Source organism: Sphaerotilus sulfidivorans (genome assembly GCF_013426975.1).
Taxonomy (GTDB): domain Bacteria; phylum Pseudomonadota; class Gammaproteobacteria; order Burkholderiales; family Burkholderiaceae_C; genus Sphaerotilus; species Sphaerotilus sulfidivorans.
Window position 1 is genome coordinate 53,634 of the sequence record NZ_JACCPY010000015.1, and the last position, 14,014, is coordinate 67,647.

Annotated in this window: 16 protein-coding genes and 2 pseudogenes; 8 read left to right on the forward strand and 10 right to left on the reverse strand. The window is 72.5% G+C overall.

The features are described 5' to 3' along the window. Nucleotides 1-8: 8 nt before the first annotated feature. From HZU84_RS20965 to HZU84_RS11090, 8 genes are all read right to left on the reverse strand, one after another. Entirely contained in the window at nucleotides 9-2,036 is a 2,028-nt protein-coding gene (locus HZU84_RS20965) for a S9 family peptidase (RefSeq protein WP_149505577.1), read from the reverse strand. Continuing rightward, nucleotides 2,033-2,422, reverse strand: a complete 390-nt coding sequence (locus HZU84_RS11060) for a hypothetical protein (RefSeq protein ID WP_149505576.1) — start codon at nucleotides 2,420-2,422, stop codon at nucleotides 2,033-2,035. Before HZU84_RS11060 ends, HZU84_RS20965 begins: the two co-directional genes overlap by 4 nt. 4 nt (nucleotides 2,423-2,426) lie before the next feature. Further along, the gene (locus HZU84_RS11065; RefSeq protein ID WP_149505575.1) at nucleotides 2,427-2,789 is read right to left on the reverse strand and encodes an ATP-binding cassette domain-containing protein; all 363 of its coding nucleotides are present in this window, start codon (nucleotides 2,787-2,789) and stop codon (nucleotides 2,427-2,429) included. Next, nucleotides 2,684-3,097 carry an iron chelate uptake ABC transporter family permease subunit gene (locus HZU84_RS21110; RefSeq protein WP_338054801.1) on the reverse strand — a complete coding sequence of 138 codons (414 nt, stop codon included), beginning with the start codon at nucleotides 3,095-3,097 and terminating at the stop codon, nucleotides 2,684-2,686. Before HZU84_RS21110 ends, HZU84_RS11065 begins: the two co-directional genes overlap by 106 nt. Nucleotides 3,098-3,157: 60 nt before the next feature. Continuing rightward, the gene (locus tag HZU84_RS11075) at nucleotides 3,158-4,024 is read right to left on the reverse strand and encodes a heme/hemin ABC transporter substrate-binding protein (RefSeq protein ID WP_149505573.1); all 867 of its coding nucleotides are present in this window, start codon (nucleotides 4,022-4,024) and stop codon (nucleotides 3,158-3,160) included. Continuing rightward, entirely contained in the window at nucleotides 4,021-5,118 is a 1,098-nt protein-coding gene (locus HZU84_RS11080) for a hemin-degrading factor (protein ID WP_149505572.1), read from the reverse strand. Before HZU84_RS11080 ends, HZU84_RS11075 begins: the two co-directional genes overlap by 4 nt. A gap of 21 nt (nucleotides 5,119-5,139) precedes the next feature. After that, nucleotides 5,140-7,374, reverse strand: coding sequence for a TonB-dependent hemoglobin/transferrin/lactoferrin family receptor (locus tag HZU84_RS11085; RefSeq protein ID WP_149505571.1), 2,235 nt, complete (start codon nucleotides 7,372-7,374; stop codon nucleotides 5,140-5,142). Nucleotides 7,375-7,497: 123 nt separating this feature from the next. Next, nucleotides 7,498-7,836 (reverse strand): hypothetical protein, encoded by a 339-nt coding sequence (locus tag HZU84_RS11090; protein WP_149505570.1) that lies wholly within the window; start codon nucleotides 7,834-7,836, stop codon nucleotides 7,498-7,500. 248 nt (nucleotides 7,837-8,084) lie between these two features. Between HZU84_RS11090 and HZU84_RS11095 the strand changes: the two genes are divergently transcribed. Both HZU84_RS11095 and HZU84_RS11100 read left to right on the forward strand, forming a co-directional pair. Further along, nucleotides 8,085-8,333, forward strand: a complete 249-nt coding sequence (locus HZU84_RS11095; protein WP_149505569.1) for a hypothetical protein — start codon at nucleotides 8,085-8,087, stop codon at nucleotides 8,331-8,333. Continuing rightward, nucleotides 8,333-8,653 carry a helix-turn-helix domain-containing protein gene (locus HZU84_RS11100; RefSeq protein ID WP_149505568.1) on the forward strand — a complete coding sequence of 107 codons (321 nt, stop codon included), beginning with the start codon at nucleotides 8,333-8,335 and terminating at the stop codon, nucleotides 8,651-8,653. Before HZU84_RS11095 ends, HZU84_RS11100 begins: the two co-directional genes overlap by 1 nt. A 30-nt stretch (nucleotides 8,654-8,683) precedes the next feature. Here HZU84_RS11100 and HZU84_RS11105 read toward each other — a convergent pair whose 3' ends face one another. Continuing rightward, nucleotides 8,684-9,655, reverse strand: a complete 972-nt coding sequence (locus HZU84_RS11105; protein ID WP_244954581.1) for a Bug family tripartite tricarboxylate transporter substrate binding protein — start codon at nucleotides 9,653-9,655, stop codon at nucleotides 8,684-8,686. A gap of 264 nt (nucleotides 9,656-9,919) precedes the next feature. On the opposite strand from HZU84_RS11105, the gene HZU84_RS11110 reads away from it, so the two are divergent. From HZU84_RS11110 to HZU84_RS11125, 5 genes and pseudogenes are all read left to right on the forward strand, one after another. Continuing rightward, entirely contained in the window at nucleotides 9,920-10,135 is a 216-nt protein-coding gene (locus HZU84_RS11110) for a hypothetical protein (protein WP_149505566.1), read from the forward strand. After that, nucleotides 10,084-10,310, forward strand: a pseudogene (locus HZU84_RS20575) (thioredoxin domain-containing protein); the annotation flags it as partial. The gene HZU84_RS11110 and the pseudogene HZU84_RS20575, both read left to right, overlap by 52 nt. Continuing rightward, nucleotides 10,307-10,684: pseudogene (locus tag HZU84_RS11115) on the forward strand (methylamine dehydrogenase light chain); the annotation flags it as partial. The pseudogenes HZU84_RS20575 and HZU84_RS11115, both read left to right, overlap by 4 nt. After that, nucleotides 10,666-11,073: a c-type cytochrome gene (locus HZU84_RS11120; RefSeq protein WP_180692903.1), complete on the forward strand. Its 408-nt coding sequence runs from the start codon at nucleotides 10,666-10,668 to the stop codon at nucleotides 11,071-11,073. The pseudogene HZU84_RS11115 and the gene HZU84_RS11120, both read left to right, overlap by 19 nt. A 63-nt stretch (nucleotides 11,074-11,136) precedes the next feature. Next, entirely contained in the window at nucleotides 11,137-11,430 is a 294-nt protein-coding gene (locus HZU84_RS11125; protein ID WP_149505565.1) for a cytochrome c family protein, read from the forward strand. A 584-nt stretch (nucleotides 11,431-12,014) separates the two neighbouring features. Here HZU84_RS11125 and HZU84_RS11135 read toward each other — a convergent pair. Further along, nucleotides 12,015-12,848 carry an IclR family transcriptional regulator gene (locus HZU84_RS11135; protein WP_149505563.1) on the reverse strand — a complete coding sequence of 278 codons (834 nt, stop codon included), beginning with the start codon at nucleotides 12,846-12,848 and terminating at the stop codon, nucleotides 12,015-12,017. Between the two features lie 182 nt (nucleotides 12,849-13,030). Here HZU84_RS11135 and HZU84_RS11140 point away from each other — a divergent pair, with 182 nt between their 5' ends. Continuing rightward, a complete protein-coding gene (locus HZU84_RS11140) occupies nucleotides 13,031-14,011 on the forward strand; it encodes an MBL fold metallo-hydrolase (RefSeq protein ID WP_149505562.1) in 981 nt (326 codons plus the stop codon). Nucleotides 14,012-14,014 lie beyond the last annotated feature (3 nt).

Genomic DNA, 14,014 nt, shown 5'->3' on the forward strand with positions numbered 1-14,014 from the left:
ATGCGGCTTCAGCCCCCTGGACCGAGATGCTCGGCCAGGAAAGCCTCCTGCAGCGCCAGGAACTGGCGCATCGGCCGACCCGCCACCCACCGGTGACCGACCCCCGACTGCTCGACATGCTGCACCCGGCCGCCGGCGGCGCGCAGCGCCTCGGCCATGTCGCGGCTCTGGGACGCCGGCACGACCAGATCGTCGCTGCCGTGCACCAGCAGCACCGGCTTGCGGATGCGCTCGGCCTGCCGCAGCGGCGAGGCCTGGCGCAGTGCCTCGCGGTCGCCCCAGTAGCGGCCGATCATGCGTTCGGCGGCGGCCTGCCCGCCGAGAAAGCGGCTGGCGTGCAGGATGATCCCCGGCAGATCGAACACGCCCGCAAAGCTGATGGCGCAGCAGTAGCGCTGCGGCTCCTGCACCAGGCCCATCAGCGCGGCATAGCCGCCGTAGCTGGCGCCGGCGATGGCGATGCGGCGCGAGTCGGCCAGGCCCTGGGCCACCGCCCAGGCGGCCGCATCGCTCAGATCGTCCTGCATCTCGCGCCCCCAGCGGCGCAGGCCCGCCAGCAGAAAGCTGCGCCCGCGCCCGGTGGAGCCGCGGAAGTTGACCTCCAGCACCGCATGGCCGCGGCTGGCCAGGAACTCGCTCCACAGGTCGACCTCGTCGCCGCTCTCGGCCTGCGGGCCGCCGTGGGGCATCAGCACCAGCGAGCCCGCTCCGGTGCGGCCGGGCGGGCGTGTCAGCAGGGCCTCGATGCGCAGGCCGTCGCGGGCGACGAACTCGACCGGTCGCTTGCCCGCCAGCCGGTCGGTCAGCCGGGTCGGATACTGCTGCAGCAGCAGCGTCAGCGCAGGCGCGTCGCCGCGCTCGCCCAGGTAGTACTCGCCAGGCTGGGTGCCGCCGCTGCTGTGCACCAGATAGCGCAGGCCGTCGGCGCTGAAGGAGGTCAGCCGGTTGAACCGATCCGGCAGGGCCGCGTCCACCTCGCGGGCCAGCGCCTGCAGCGGCGCGTCCCACACGCCGGCCGCAGCCCCCAGCCGGCGGGCACGCCCGGCCGGCAGCACCCCGCCCAGCGCGCTGCGGCCCGGACGGCGCAGCGGCTCGGCTCCGAGATCGAAGCCGGACTGCGCCCGCAGCAGGCGCGGCTTCGGCGTCTCGTCATGCAGATCGACGCCGAAGACCGCCATGTGGTCCTGATGCTCGGCCAGCACCAGCAGCGTCCAGGGATCGTCGTCGAAGCCCAGCGGCTGCACCGCATCGACCTCGGTGCCCTCCAGCGACCACAGCGTGCGCCAGCGCCCGCCATCCGGATCGCAGCCCAGGATCTCCAGGCGCTCGTCGACCTGGCGCCAGCCGATGCGAACCCGGTGCTGCGCATCGGTCATCCAGCGCCGCACCTGGCGCTGGGCCGGATGGACCTCGACGAAGCCGCCCTCGACCACATCCAGCCGCACCACCGCCGGCTCGGACCGGCCCGGCACCGGCGGCCGCTCGACCAGCACATGGCGATCGTCTTCGGGCAGCAGATCGATGATGCGGCCCTGCATCTGCGCGTCGCTGCCGCCCTGACTGGCCGGTGGCGTCAGCAGCTTCAGGCCGCTGCCGTCCGGACGCACCGACAGCAGACGCCATTCGTCCAGCAGCAGGCCCTGGCGAGGCCGTGCCACCCGGGTGTGCACCAGCAGCCGGTCGGATCCGGACCAGACGATCCGCTCCATCGCCACGCCGGGCAGCTGGCGCAGCACCAGCACCGGGCGGTCACCGTCGACCGGCCGCGACACCAGCGCATTGATGCCGTCCAGATGCACCAGCCCGGCGAGCTGGCGGCCATCGGGCGACAGCTCGAGCTGGCTCATGCGCGGCGGCTCGGCGAAGGCGTCCAGCGGCAGCGGCTGCATGGCACCGGCCGCATCGGCAGCCACCGCCCGGGCCGGCCACAGGCCCGGCGGCAGCATCGCCGCGACACCCAGCACGACCATCCGGGCCAGGCCACGGCGGCGCCCCGGATCGGTGACAGAACAGGAGGGCAGATCAGACGAAGTCACGGCATGAAACGCAGAGGAGAGTCGGAGAACGCAGCCAGCCGGCGCGACAGCGTCTGCAGCCGCGCCGCGCTCGCATCATCGCCGACCAGGCTGCCCAGCCGGCTCATCGGACGGCTGCAGGAGGCCAGGCAGCTCATGCGCCAGGCCACCGGCAGCATCACGTCGTCGGCGCTGTCGAGCAGCAGACTCAGACAGCGATCATGCACATGCCAGGCGCGGCAGGCATCACGGGCGGCGAGCTGGTCGGCCAGATCCAGATGAATGCGGATCAGGCCCGGATCATCCGGATACAGGCCGAGCCGGATGCACATGCCCAGGCGCAGCCAGGGATCGGTCAGCGCAGCCCAGCGCGCCGGGCTGGGACGGGAGAAGGGCGAGCGGCTCATCAGATCAGGAACTCCAGCGATGGCGGGCCGGTACCAGCGCCGGCCCGTCGGGCGTGTCGACCCGGTGGAAATCGATGCGGTAGAGCGACTGCAGCGCCTGGCGCACCCGCTCGTCGCCCGCATCGGCCGGCAGGTCGAGCATGCGGCCGTCCGGCCCGAGCAGCCACAGCCGCCCGAAGTGACCGAGCGCGAGCTGCACGTCATGCAGCACCGCCAGCAGCGCATGACCGCGCCTGCGGGCGAAATCGGTGATCGCCGCCATCAGCTCGAGCTGCAGGCCGGGATCGAGCGCGGCCAGCGGCTCGTCGACCAGCAGCAGCCCGGCCTCGACATCCCAGAGCTGGGCGAAGACCCGCGCCAGCTGCACCCGCGCCTGCTCGCCGCCCGACAGCGTGTCGAAGCGCCGGCCGCACAGGCCGCGCCGCTGCTGACGCCCAGCAGCCCGGGATCGGCCAGCGGATTGCGGAACAGCGCCTGCGTCAGCGCGCCGCCCAGCCCCAGGCCCGCGCCGACCAGCAGCGCGAAGACGATGCGCGGCAGCCGCAGATGCCACAGCACATGGGCACCCGCGCCTGGGGTCTCGGTGCCCGGCGGCGCCAGCCAGTCGTCCAGCCCCACCGGCACCGCACCGAAGCGAGAGGCCAGCAGCACCGCCAGCACCAGCGCAGCCGCCACCGCGCCGGGCAGCCAGGCCGGGCGCGAACGCCCCTGCCGATCGAGGCGCGGGCAGCGCGCTCATGCCAGCGACCGCTGCAGCGCGGCATCGAGCTGGCGCAGCGCCTCGGGCAGGCGCGGGCCGAAGCCCAGCAGCAGCATCGTCTCCATCGCCACCACCCGGCCGGCGCGGGCCGCCGGCGTGTCGGCCAGACCGGGCTGGCGCAGCAGCCCGGCCGCGCCACCGGCGGCCTTCAGGGCCGGCTCGGTGGTCAGGATCAGGTCCGGCCGGGCCAGCAGCGCGCCCTCCGGCGTCAGCGGCTTGTAGCCGGAAAAGCCGTCGATCGCGTTGCTGACGCCGGCATAGTCCAGCATCGCCTGCGCGGCGGTGTCACGCCCGGCCACCATCGTGCTGGCATGCGACATCAGGAACAGCACCCGCGGCGGCGGCGCCTTCGGCCGCGCGACGATGGCGCCGCGCACCTGGGTCCAGTCGCGCTGCAGCCGCTCCGCCAGCGCGGCGGCGCGTGCGGGCTGACCCAGCAGGGAGCCGACCTGGCGCACCCGCTCGACCACACCCTCGAAGCGATGGCGCGACGGCAGCAGCTCCACCGCCACGCCGGCGGCCGCGATCTGGCGCAGCACCGCCGGCGGACCCGCCTCGTCGGTGGCCAGCAGCCGGGTCGGCGCCAGCGACAGGATGCCCTCGGCCGACAGCGCGCGCGCATAGCCGATCGACGGCAGCCGGCCCAGCGCGGCCGGGAAGGTCGAAGTGGTGTCGACACCGACCAGCAGCGACTGCAGGCCCAGCGCGCAGACCGTCTCGCTGAGCGCGCCGCCGGCGCAGACCACCCGCTCGGCCGGCCGGGCCGCACCCGCCCGGCCGGGCCACAGCGAAACCGCAGCCGCAGCAGCCGTCAGCCCCAGCCACTGGCGACGCGCGTTCATGCCAGCGCCTCGACCGCAGCCAGCGGCGGCAGGGCCTCGACCAGCGCCTGCCAGTCGGTGCGCTCCGGGCGTCCCGGCTTGCGCTCGCCGAAGAACATCGCCACGGTGTCGCCAGCGGCATCGAAGAGTTCGAGCGAATGCACCGGGCCGTCCTCGGTCGGCTTGAGCACCCGCCAGGCGCTGGCGATGTGATCCTCGCGCAGATGCAGGTTGAAGCCGGCATCGAGCACATTCAGCCACGGCCCCATGACCGCGACGCGGCGCACCGGGCCGGTGTGGATCTGGATCATGCCGGGATTGCCGACGAAGACCATGATCGGCACCCCGCCGGCGGCGGCCTGCTCGAGCAGCTGGCGCGCCGCGCCCGGCTCGACCGGTCGGGCCAACGCCGGCCCGGCCAGGCGCAGCGCCTGGGTGCGCTGCAGCTGGAAGCGCCGCAGCAGGCCGAAGAACTCATGGGTGTCGCGCATGCCGGCCCAGGCCTGACGCCAGGCGGCGACATCGACCTGTGCATCCTCCAGCACCGGCTCAGGAGCGACCGGCGGCAGCGGCTGCAGCGCCGCCGCGGCCTGCGCGTCGGCATGGCGCTCGACCAGCGCGGCGAAGGCCTCGCGATCACTCTGCGGCTTCAGGAAGATCTTGTGGATCGCCACGCCCTGCGCATCGAAGAACTGCAGGCTCTGCTGCAGCATGCCGTCGGCCTGCGTCTCCTCGACCGCGAAGCCGTGGGCCCAGCGGCCGTAGAACACCCGCAGGTCGATCTCGCCGCCCAGCACCAGGCCGACATGGCCCTGGCCCTGCACGCTGGCGTGGCGGTAGACGCCCAGCTTCTCGTGCACGCAGGAGGCGTTGCGCGTCAGCGCCATCACCTCGCCCAGCGGCTCCAGTGCAGCCACCAGCGCCGGCCAGTCGGGTCGCAGCCGGCGCGCGCGCATCGGCGACTCGGCCGGATCGAAGGCCTCGGCATGCGCAGCCACCAGGCAGCCTTCGGGCAGACCCAGGCGATCGCCGATGTCGCGGTGGCGCGCCGGCCGGGGCGCGCGCCGGGCCTCGGCAAAGGCCTGGCGGATGGACGGAAGATCGGTCGGGTTCATGGTGGGAGGCCTCAGGAAGGTTCAGAAGTCCGCCTGCAGCGCGAGCTGCGCGCTGCGGCCCGGGGCGGTGTAGCCGTCGATCACGCTGCTGCTGGCGGCCAGCCCGCGCACATCGGACCAGCGCCAGTAGGTCCGGTCGGTCAGGTTCAGCACCGCGGCCTGCAGGCGCAGCGCCGGGCTGATCTGCCAGTGCCCGCGCAGGTCGAGCACCTCGGCGCGGCCCGGCGCGAACAGCGTCGCGCCATCGATGCGGCTGCGCGACTTGGCCGCCAGATGCGTCCAGTGCAGCCCGGCGCTCCAGCGGCCGGCGTCATATTCGGCCGAGGCCTTGAGCTGCCAGGGATCGACCGAGTTCAGCGCCGCGCGGGTGCCCGTGCGGATCTTGCTGCCTCGGGCGCCGGCCGCAGCGGCCTGCAGCTTCCACGGGCCCGCCGGATCCCAGCTCGCGCGCGCCTCGAGGCCGCGAATGCGGGCCCGGTCGAGGTTGATCGACTGGAACACCGTCGGATCGGCCACCGTGCCGCTGCCGCTGACCGCGACCTGCTCGATGAAGTCGCGGTAGCGGTTGTCGAAGGCCGCCAGCTGCCAGCCCAGCGCCTGCTCACGGACCTTGCCGCGCAGGCCCAGCTCGATGCCGCGCGAGCGCTCCGGCCGCAGCGCCGCATTGCCCACCGTGGTGTAGCCCGAGGCCACATTGCTGAAGCCGCTGTTGACCTGATCCGGCTCGGGCGAGCGAAAGCCGGTGGCCCACTGCGCATAGGGCTGCAGCGCCGCGTCCAGGCGCCAGACCGCGCCCAGGCGCAGCGACCAGGCGCTGCCGCTCAGCGCCGTCACGCTGCCGCTGTAGCCCTCGGTGGACGGGTCGAGCCGGTAGCGGTCATGGCGCAGGCCCGGCATCCAGGTGATGTCGCCGGTCTCGATCTCGCTCTGGACAAAGGCGCCCAGCAGGGTGTGATCGGTGTCGGGAAACGGCCGGGCCGGGAAGGTTTCGCCGACGGGCGGCACGGTGCCGTCGCGCAGCGCGGTGATGCGGTTGCGGCTGAGATCGACGCCGAAGCTGATGCGCTGCGGCAGCGCCCCGCCGGTCTGGATGCGGCCCTCGCTGCTCAGGCCCAGCGCCCGCTCGCGGTAGCGGTTGTCGCGGGTGCGGTCGGCCAGCGTGGCGCGGTCCTCGGCGCTGTGCTGGCGGGTCTCGGCCTGCTGCAGATGGACACGGGTGTCGAGTTCCGTCAGGCCGGTGGTCGCGCCGGTGCGCAGCTGGTGGCCCAGGCTCAGGCGGTCGCGGTCGGTGTGGTCGCGGGTGGCGGTCGACAGCGAGCTGCTGCTGACCGCGCTGAGCACCTGGGTGTCGACCTGGCGCCGGCGCGACTCCAGCGCCGCCTCCCAGCGCTGGCCGGCGACCAGATCGCCATCCATCTTCAGCAGCGCGGTGGTGCTGCGCACATCCGCCGGATTCGGCGTGGTGCGGTTGACCGACATGCCGTCGTTGCGACCCTGGTTGTCGAGTTCGTGACCCCGGCGATGGGTCAGCGCCGCCAGGCCGCGCAGCTGCGACGTGCCGGCAGCCACCGCGGCGGTCAGCACGCCGGACGCGTCGGCGCTGTCGCCCCCCAGGCGCACGAAGCCGCCCAGGCCGCGGGCACCGCGCTCGCCGCGCAGCAGATCCTGCGGCGCCAGCGTGCGCAACACCAGCGCGCCGGCCAGGCCGTCGCTGCCGAGCTGCGCGGAGGTCGGCCCGCGCAGGATCTCGGCCGAGGCCAGCAGCTCCGGCTCGATGAAGTCGCCCCGGCCGGTCACGAAGGGGCCGAAGCTGAAGCTCTGCGGCAGCCGCACGCCGTCGAGCAGCATCAGCACCTGATTGCCCTCCAGACCGCGGATGTTGATGCCGGCGTTGCCGGCGCGACCGGTGCCCGAGCCCGCGGCGGTGAAACGCGCCGGCTGCTGCTGCACCGACACCCCGACCTCGTCGGCGACCAGGTCCTTGAGCTCGCGGGCCTGGCGGCGCGCGATCGCCTCGGCATCCTGCGCGGTGGCGGTGAAGGGCAGCTCGTCGGCCTCCAGATCGGTGCGGCTGCCGGTGATGGTGATCTTCGGCAGCGTCGCGGCGGCCGCGGCCTCGGCGCTCACCGTGACGCCAGCGGCGACGGACTGGGCCACGCCGGGCAGCGGCAGCGCCAGGGCCAGACTCAGCGCGAGCAGCCGGGGCTCGCACACGCCGTTGCGGTCGGTCGAGGTCGTGGTCTTGTCGGAATGCATCGTTCGTCAGGACAGGATGGAGGTCGTCAGGACCGGCATCTGGCGGGCGAGCGATGTCTGGCTGGCTCGATGCGAGGGCAGAGGAAAAGGGCAGAAAGGGCGCCGAAGCGGCGCGCGGACCGATCAGTGCATCGCGTCGCGCGGCGGCTGCTCGGCCAGCGCATGCGCCAGGTCGGCCTGCTGCAGCGCATCCGCCGAGAGCCACTGCCAGCGCTCGTGGCAGGTCGACAGCAGCCGCGACAGGCCATCGCCGACCTGCGGATGGTGGATCAGGAAAAACAGGTTCGAGACCACCTTGCGCGCGATCAGCGCACGACAGCGGGTGCAGCCGTCCTCGGCCGACTGGGTCGCCCAGGACGACATCAGCGCGAAGGTCGCGCCCATCAGCACCTGGACATCAGGCAGCGCAGCGGCGTCGGAAACGTCAGCGACGTCGGACGCATCGATCGAATCGGTTGTCATGCGCAGAACTTTAATGCGAATTGATCTCATTAGCAAGTCAGTCGCAAGTCGGTCGGTCGATCGATGCGACCTGCCGGGCAGATCCCGATGGTCATGCCGCCGACACCGGCCCGGCATGACGACCACCTGGAACGGCGCGGTCCGGCGCGGCCTGCCATTTGCTTGCCTGCGGACACCGCCCGCGCCCACGCGCCTTCTCCCTGCCCTGATGCACCGCCAGCCAGCCGGTGCGCCAGCGCGGCACGCTGATGCCTTCCACGCTCGGCTTCGCCTTCGTCGATGCCGAGGGCGAGATCGGCAGCGGCGCCCATGACGGCCACCCGATCGGCCCGGAAGAACTGCTGTGCAGCCATGACGGCGACATCGACATCGACCTGCGCACGCCGCCGGACTGCCGCCTCACCGGCCTGGTCGTCGACGCGGCGGTGCTGCGCGCGCAGCTGGGCGACAGCGCCGATGCGTCCGGGTGGAGCTGGTCAACCGCACCTGTGCGCTGATGCTCGATCAGCTGCATGCCGCCGACCCGCAGGACGCCCCGACGCTGGAGACGCTGGCCCGGCAGGCCGGCACCAGCGCGCGCACGCTGGGCTATGCCTTCCAGTCGGTGCTCGGCCTGTCGCCGATGCAGTATCTGCGCACGCTGCGCTTCAACCTGGTGCGCGGCGAGCTGCGCCGCAGCCGCCAGCGCGACAGCATCCACGACATCGCCACCCGGCACGGCTTCTGGCACTTCGGCCATTTCTCGGTCGACTATCGGCGCCAGTTCGGCGAGCGGCCCTCGGACACGCTGGTACGGGTCAGGCCGACGGACGCCTGAGCCGCATCGGCCGGTGGGCACGGATCAGGTTCACTCCGGCTCGATCTTCGCCGCACGCACCACCCGGCCCCAGTGCTGGATCTCGTCGGCCAGCAGCCTGGCCTGCTCGGCCGGCTGGCTGGCACGGGCCTTGACGCCGAGTTCCCTCAGCCGCTCGACCACCGCCGGCTGCGCCAGCGCCTGGGTGGCCGCGGCGCGGATGCGCTCGATCGCGGCGGCGGGCGTTCCCGCCGGCGCGGCCAGCGCGTTCCAGCTGTCGACGCTGTAGTCGGCCACGCCCTGCTCCATGACGGTGGGCACCTCGGGCAGGCTGGCGAAACGCTGCGTGCCGGTCACCGCCAGCAGCCGGATCGTGCCGGCCTTGAGCTGCGGCAGCAGCGGGCTGAGGATCTCGAAGGCCACATCGATCTCGCCGGTGCGCAGTGCGTTGATCACCGCCGGCGAGCCCTTGTAGGGCACCACCACCGCGTCGATGCCGGTGCGGGCCTTGAACAGCTCGGCGCTCAGGTGCTGGGTGCTGCCCACCGCGATCGTGCCGATGGTGAGCCTGCCCGGCTGGCTGCGTGCCTGGGCCAGCAGATCCTTCAGCGTGCCCAGGCGCGAGTTCGCCGGCACCGCCAGCCCCAGCTCGAAGAAGCCCAGCGTGGTGATCGGCAGCAGCTGACGCTGCACGTCGTAGGGCAGCTTGCGCACCAGGTGCACGCTCACCGCGGTGGCGTTGCTCATCAGCAGCAGCGTGTGGCCGTCGGGCGGTGCGCCCAGCACCGCCTGGGTGGCGACGATGCCGCCGGCGCCGGGGCGGTTGTCGATCACCACCGGCTGACCCAGCAGCGGCGCCATCGCCTGCCCGACGGTGCGCGCGGTGATGTCGGCCACGCCGCCGGGCGCGAAGGGCAGGATCAGCGTGACCGGGCGCGAGGGAAAGTCGCTGGCGAGGGCGGCGGGCAGCCACGGCGCGAGTGCGCCGGCGGCCAGGATCTGGCGACGGGAAAGGCGGTTCAAGGTCTGTCTCCGAAGAAGGAATGTTCTGTGCGGACCGATTGTCACCAGCCGCGCCCAGGCGGGCCAGCCGCACCGCGCACAGCCAGCTATCGCATTCCGGCATGACCGGACCGATTCGCCAAGGGAAACACCCAGGTCTTGTCCATCGCGAAGACACGCGATGTCGCGGATCCGCAGGTGCGGCGGCGCTTGCAAGAACGGGATAACGCGCCGGGCAGGCGCTCCCCAGCATCGACCTCGTCGGGCTGCAAGCCTGCCCAGGAGATGATCCATGACCCTCGTCAGACCCCTCGCAAGAAGTCCGGCCGCTGCGCGGCGGCCAGCGTCGGCGCGCTGCTGCTGACCGGCGCGCTGGCCAAGCTGCGTGACATGGCGCTGTTCCGTGCCACGCTCGACAACTACCGGCTGCTGCCCGAGGCGGCGCTGGGCGCGCCGGCCTGGGTGCCTTCCCGTATGTGCTCTCGGCCGAGCTGGGCATGAGCTGGCGCATCAGCAAGCTGCTCTACGCGGTGCTGATCGACGAGCGCGGCATCGTGCGCGGCAAGGGCCTGGTCAATTCCCGCGAACAGATCGAGAGCCTGCTGACCACCCGCGACCTAGCCTGGTCTCGGTGCAGGACTACATGGACCGCAAGATCGCCAAGGAGATCGCATGACATCGCTCTGGAACTGGCTGGACCGCACCGGCCAGGCGCTGGCCGCCGGCGCCCACGGCGCGGGCGCCAGGAAGAAGGGCGCGCCCACCGACACCGACTGCGACTACTGGCGCTACTGCTCGGTCGACGGCTTCCTGTGCTCGTGCTGCGGCGGCTCGGCCACCAGCTGCCCGCCGGGCAGCACCGCGTCCAAGGTCGCCTGGGTCGGCACCTGCCTGAACCCGGCCGACGGCAGGAACTACCTGGTCAGCTACACCGACTGCTGCGGTCGCACGCCCTGCGGCTCGTGCTTCTGCAACACCAACCACGGCGACCGCCCCGGCTACCGCCTGGGCGTGCACAACGACGTCAACTGGTGCATGGCCAACGACAGCCGACCGCACGCGGTGCGGAGATCTTCGCCGGCAACTGCTTCGCCTGTCACGGCGCGCAGGGCCAGGGCGTGCCGGGCCTGGCGCCGGCGCTGGCCGGGCCGCTCTCGCCGGTGCTGGCCCGGCCCGAGGGTCGCGGCTATGTGCTGCGGGTGCTGCTGCACGGCCTGAGCGGGCGCATCGTCTCGCAGGGCCAGACCTTCGTCGGCGCGATGCCGGCGCAGGCAGCGCTGACGGATGCCGATCTGATCGCGGTCGGCGCGCATCTGGCTGCGCTCAACGGCCGGGAGGGCATGCCCTTCGACGCGGCCGAGGTGGCGGCAGCGCGCGCCGAAAGCCCCGTCCCCTCGCACAAGGCGCTGCGCGATCTGCGCGCACGGGTGATGCCATGAACCGGCAGCGGGCTGTCGCCGCAGGAGGCGGCACGGGCGCGGCTGCACTATCTCCAGCACTGCATGGGCTGCCATCTGGCCGACGGCCGGGGTGCGCCCGAGCAGGGCGTGCCCTCGATGCGTGGCCTGGCGGGCCGGCTGCTGACGCTGCCCGGCGGACGCGAGTACCTGGTCCAGGTGCCCGGCGTGATGAACTCCGGCCTGTCGGATGCCGACACCGCACGGCTGATGAACTGGCTGCTGCCCCAGGTCTCGGCCGAGACACTGCCGCCAGGCACCCTGCCCTACGACGCCGCCGAGATCGCCACCCGGCAGGCGCTGATCGAGCTGCTGGAAACCCAGAGTCCTGCACGCTGAAGCCCCCCGCCACACTGCCGACCTGATGGACACCGCACACGCCTGCTCCGACGCACGACACGGCACCGATCCCGGTGCCGAGCTGCTGCGCCTGCAGCGGCTGTGGCGCGAGCGTCTGCTGGGCGGCGCGGGCGCCACCCGCTGGCGCCCAGGGCGCGAGATCGCCGCCGAGCTGCTGCTGCACCTCGACGACGAGGCCGCCTGCTGGCACCGGGCGGCCGACTGGCTGCGCGACCTGCTCGACGCCGACCGGGTCGATGGCGGGCCCGGCGGCTTCGTCGATCCGGCCGAGGGCAATCGCAGCTACCAGCCGCAGGCCGAGATGCAGCGCGAACCGGGGCTGCTGCCGACGGTGCTGGGACTGCGGTTCGAGGCGACCGATCCCGGGCTGCAGGCCGTCTGGCAGCGGCCCGAGCCGTGCTGGAGCAGCGCCACCTGCCAGCAGCCTGAGCTACAAGGAGATCGCGCGCCAGCTCGACCGCTCGGTCTCCACCATCGACCACCAGACGCGCCGGCTGCGCGAGAAGTTCGGCGTGCATTCCAACGCCCGGCTGATGCCGCTGCTCGACCGGCTGGCCTGAGAATCAGCCACCGCGGGCCCGCTCCCCCGGCCCGCCCAGCCGCGCCGAGATCTCCGCCGCCGCCGCCCGCACCGCCCGCGCGGCGACCGAATCCCAGTCGGCCGACAGCCGGTCCTGGTGGTCCAGCGCGGTGATGACGATCGCCGGCTGGCCCTCGTGGTCCAGCGCCGGCGCGCTGAAGGCGTTGACGCCCGGAATCGGCCGGCCGTTGGCGCGGCCCAGGCCGTGTTCGGCCATCTCGCGCCGCGCGGTGGCCAGCTCGGCCTCGACTTCGGCGGCCGGCGCCACCGCCGCCGCGCGCTCGCCCAGCGGCCCGACGCCGAAGACCAGTGCCTCATGCACCCGCTCCGGCGGCAGCACGCCGGCAAAGGCCCGCCCGGTCGCGGTGCCCAGCACCGACATCACCGTGCCGACCCGCATCGCCACATGCAGCGGCTGGCGCGCCTCGTGCAGCCGCACCACCGTCGGCCCCAGATTGCCCCAGACCGCCAGCGCCACCGCGTGCCCGGTCGAGCGCGCCAGCTCCTCGGCCACCGGCTGCGCGGTGCGCAGCGGGTCGAGCTGGTGCAGGCAGGCCAGACCGAGCTGCAGCGCCGCCGCGCCCAGCGCATAGCGGCCGCTCACCGTGTCCTGCTCGATCAGGCGCAGCCGCCCGAAGCTGACCAGATACGGGTGCGCGCGCGAGGCCGGCAGCCCCGCCTGCGCCGCCAGATCCTTCAGCGACATCGGCCCGGGGCTGCGCGACAGGGCCAGCAGCAGCCGCCCGCCCACCTCCACCGACTGCACCGCGCGCTGGCCGCGCTCCTCGTCGTCGCCGTCCTTGTCCTGTCTCGACATCGTGTCGTCTCTCCTTCTTCGACAGGGATTGGAACCGATGTGGCACCCGCTGCGGCGCCGCACCCCGGGTTTGTCTCTAGACAATTGATTTGCCAATGACGAATCATCAACCTACACTGCCGCACATTGATTGCCATCAGCAAATCAGTTCGTCAATAGCAAATTACTGCAAAGGCCATCCGATGAGCACGCCGACCACCCCGACGAAGAAGTTCGCCTCCCAGGCCGATCTGGAGGAGAAGAAGGTCACCTTCGAGCAGATCTCCGAGCACGCCTGGGCCTACACCGCCGAGGGCGATCCGAACACCGGCGTGATCATTGGCGACGATGCGGTGCTGGTGGCCGACACCCAGGCCACGCCGGCGATGGCCGCCGACGTGATCCGCCGCATCCGCGAGCTCACCGACAAGCCGATCAAGTACGTCGTCATGACGCACTACCACGCGGTGCGGGTGCTGGGCGCCAGCGCCTACATGGCCGAGGGCGGCCAGCAGATCCTCGCCAGCCAGGACACCTACGACCTGATCGTCGAGCGCGGCGAGTTCGACAAGGCCAGCGAGATCGGCCGCTTCCCGCGTCTGTTCCGCAATGTCGAGACGGTGCCCGCCGGCCTGACCTGGCCGACGATGACCTTCACGGGCAAGATGACACTGTGGCTGGGCACGCTGGAGGTGCAGCTGCTGCAGCTCGGCCGCGGCCACACCAAGGGCGACACGGTGGTGTGGCTGCCGGGCGAGAAGACGCTGCTGTCGGGCGATCTGGTCGAGTTCGACGCCACGCCCTATGCCGGCGACGCCTACTTCCAGGACTGGCCCGGCACGCTGGACAACATCGCGCGGCTGCAGCCCACGCAGCTGGTGCCCGGCCGCGGCCCGGCGCTGAAGGGGCCTGAGCAGGTGCAGCAGGGCCTGGCGGTGACGCGCGACTTCATCCGCGATGTCTGGACGAGCGTGAAGGCCGGTGCCGACGCCGGCCGCGACCTCAATGCGGTCTACCGCGAGACCTACGCCGCGCTGCAGCCGAAATACGGCCGCTGGGTCATCTTCGACCACTGCATGCCCTTCGACGTGACCCGCGCCTACGACGAGGCCACGCAATACCCCGATCCGCGCATCTGGACCGCCGAGCGCGACATCGAGATGTGGAAGACGCTCGAAGGCTGAGCC

Coding starts and splice junctions, on each gene's coding strand:
- HZU84_RS11060 (WP_149505576.1), bottom strand. CDS start 2,422: ATGAGCCGCTCGCCCTTCTCCCGTCCCAGCCCGGCGCGCTGGGCTGCG.
- HZU84_RS11075 (WP_149505573.1), bottom strand. CDS start 4,024: ATGAACGCGCGTCGCCAGTGGCTGGGGCTGACGGCTGCTGCGGCTGCG.
- HZU84_RS11080 (WP_149505572.1), bottom strand. CDS start 5,118: ATGAACCCGACCGATCTTCCGTCCATCCGCCAGGCCTTTGCCGAGGCC.
- HZU84_RS11085 (WP_149505571.1), bottom strand. CDS start 7,374: ATGCATTCCGACAAGACCACGACCTCGACCGACCGCAACGGCGTGTGC.
- HZU84_RS11090 (WP_149505570.1), bottom strand. CDS start 7,836: ATGACAACCGATTCGATCGATGCGTCCGACGTCGCTGACGTTTCCGAC.
- HZU84_RS11095 (WP_149505569.1), top strand. CDS start 8,085: ATGCCTTCCACGCTCGGCTTCGCCTTCGTCGATGCCGAGGGCGAGATC.
- HZU84_RS11100 (WP_149505568.1), top strand. CDS start 8,333: ATGCTCGATCAGCTGCATGCCGCCGACCCGCAGGACGCCCCGACGCTG.
- HZU84_RS11110 (WP_149505566.1), top strand. CDS start 9,920: ATGATCCATGACCCTCGTCAGACCCCTCGCAAGAAGTCCGGCCGCTGC.
- HZU84_RS11125 (WP_149505565.1), top strand. CDS start 11,137: ATGGGCTGCCATCTGGCCGACGGCCGGGGTGCGCCCGAGCAGGGCGTG.
- HZU84_RS11135 (WP_149505563.1), bottom strand. CDS start 12,848: ATGTCGAGACAGGACAAGGACGGCGACGACGAGGAGCGCGGCCAGCGC.
- HZU84_RS11140 (WP_149505562.1), top strand. CDS start 13,031: ATGAGCACGCCGACCACCCCGACGAAGAAGTTCGCCTCCCAGGCCGAT.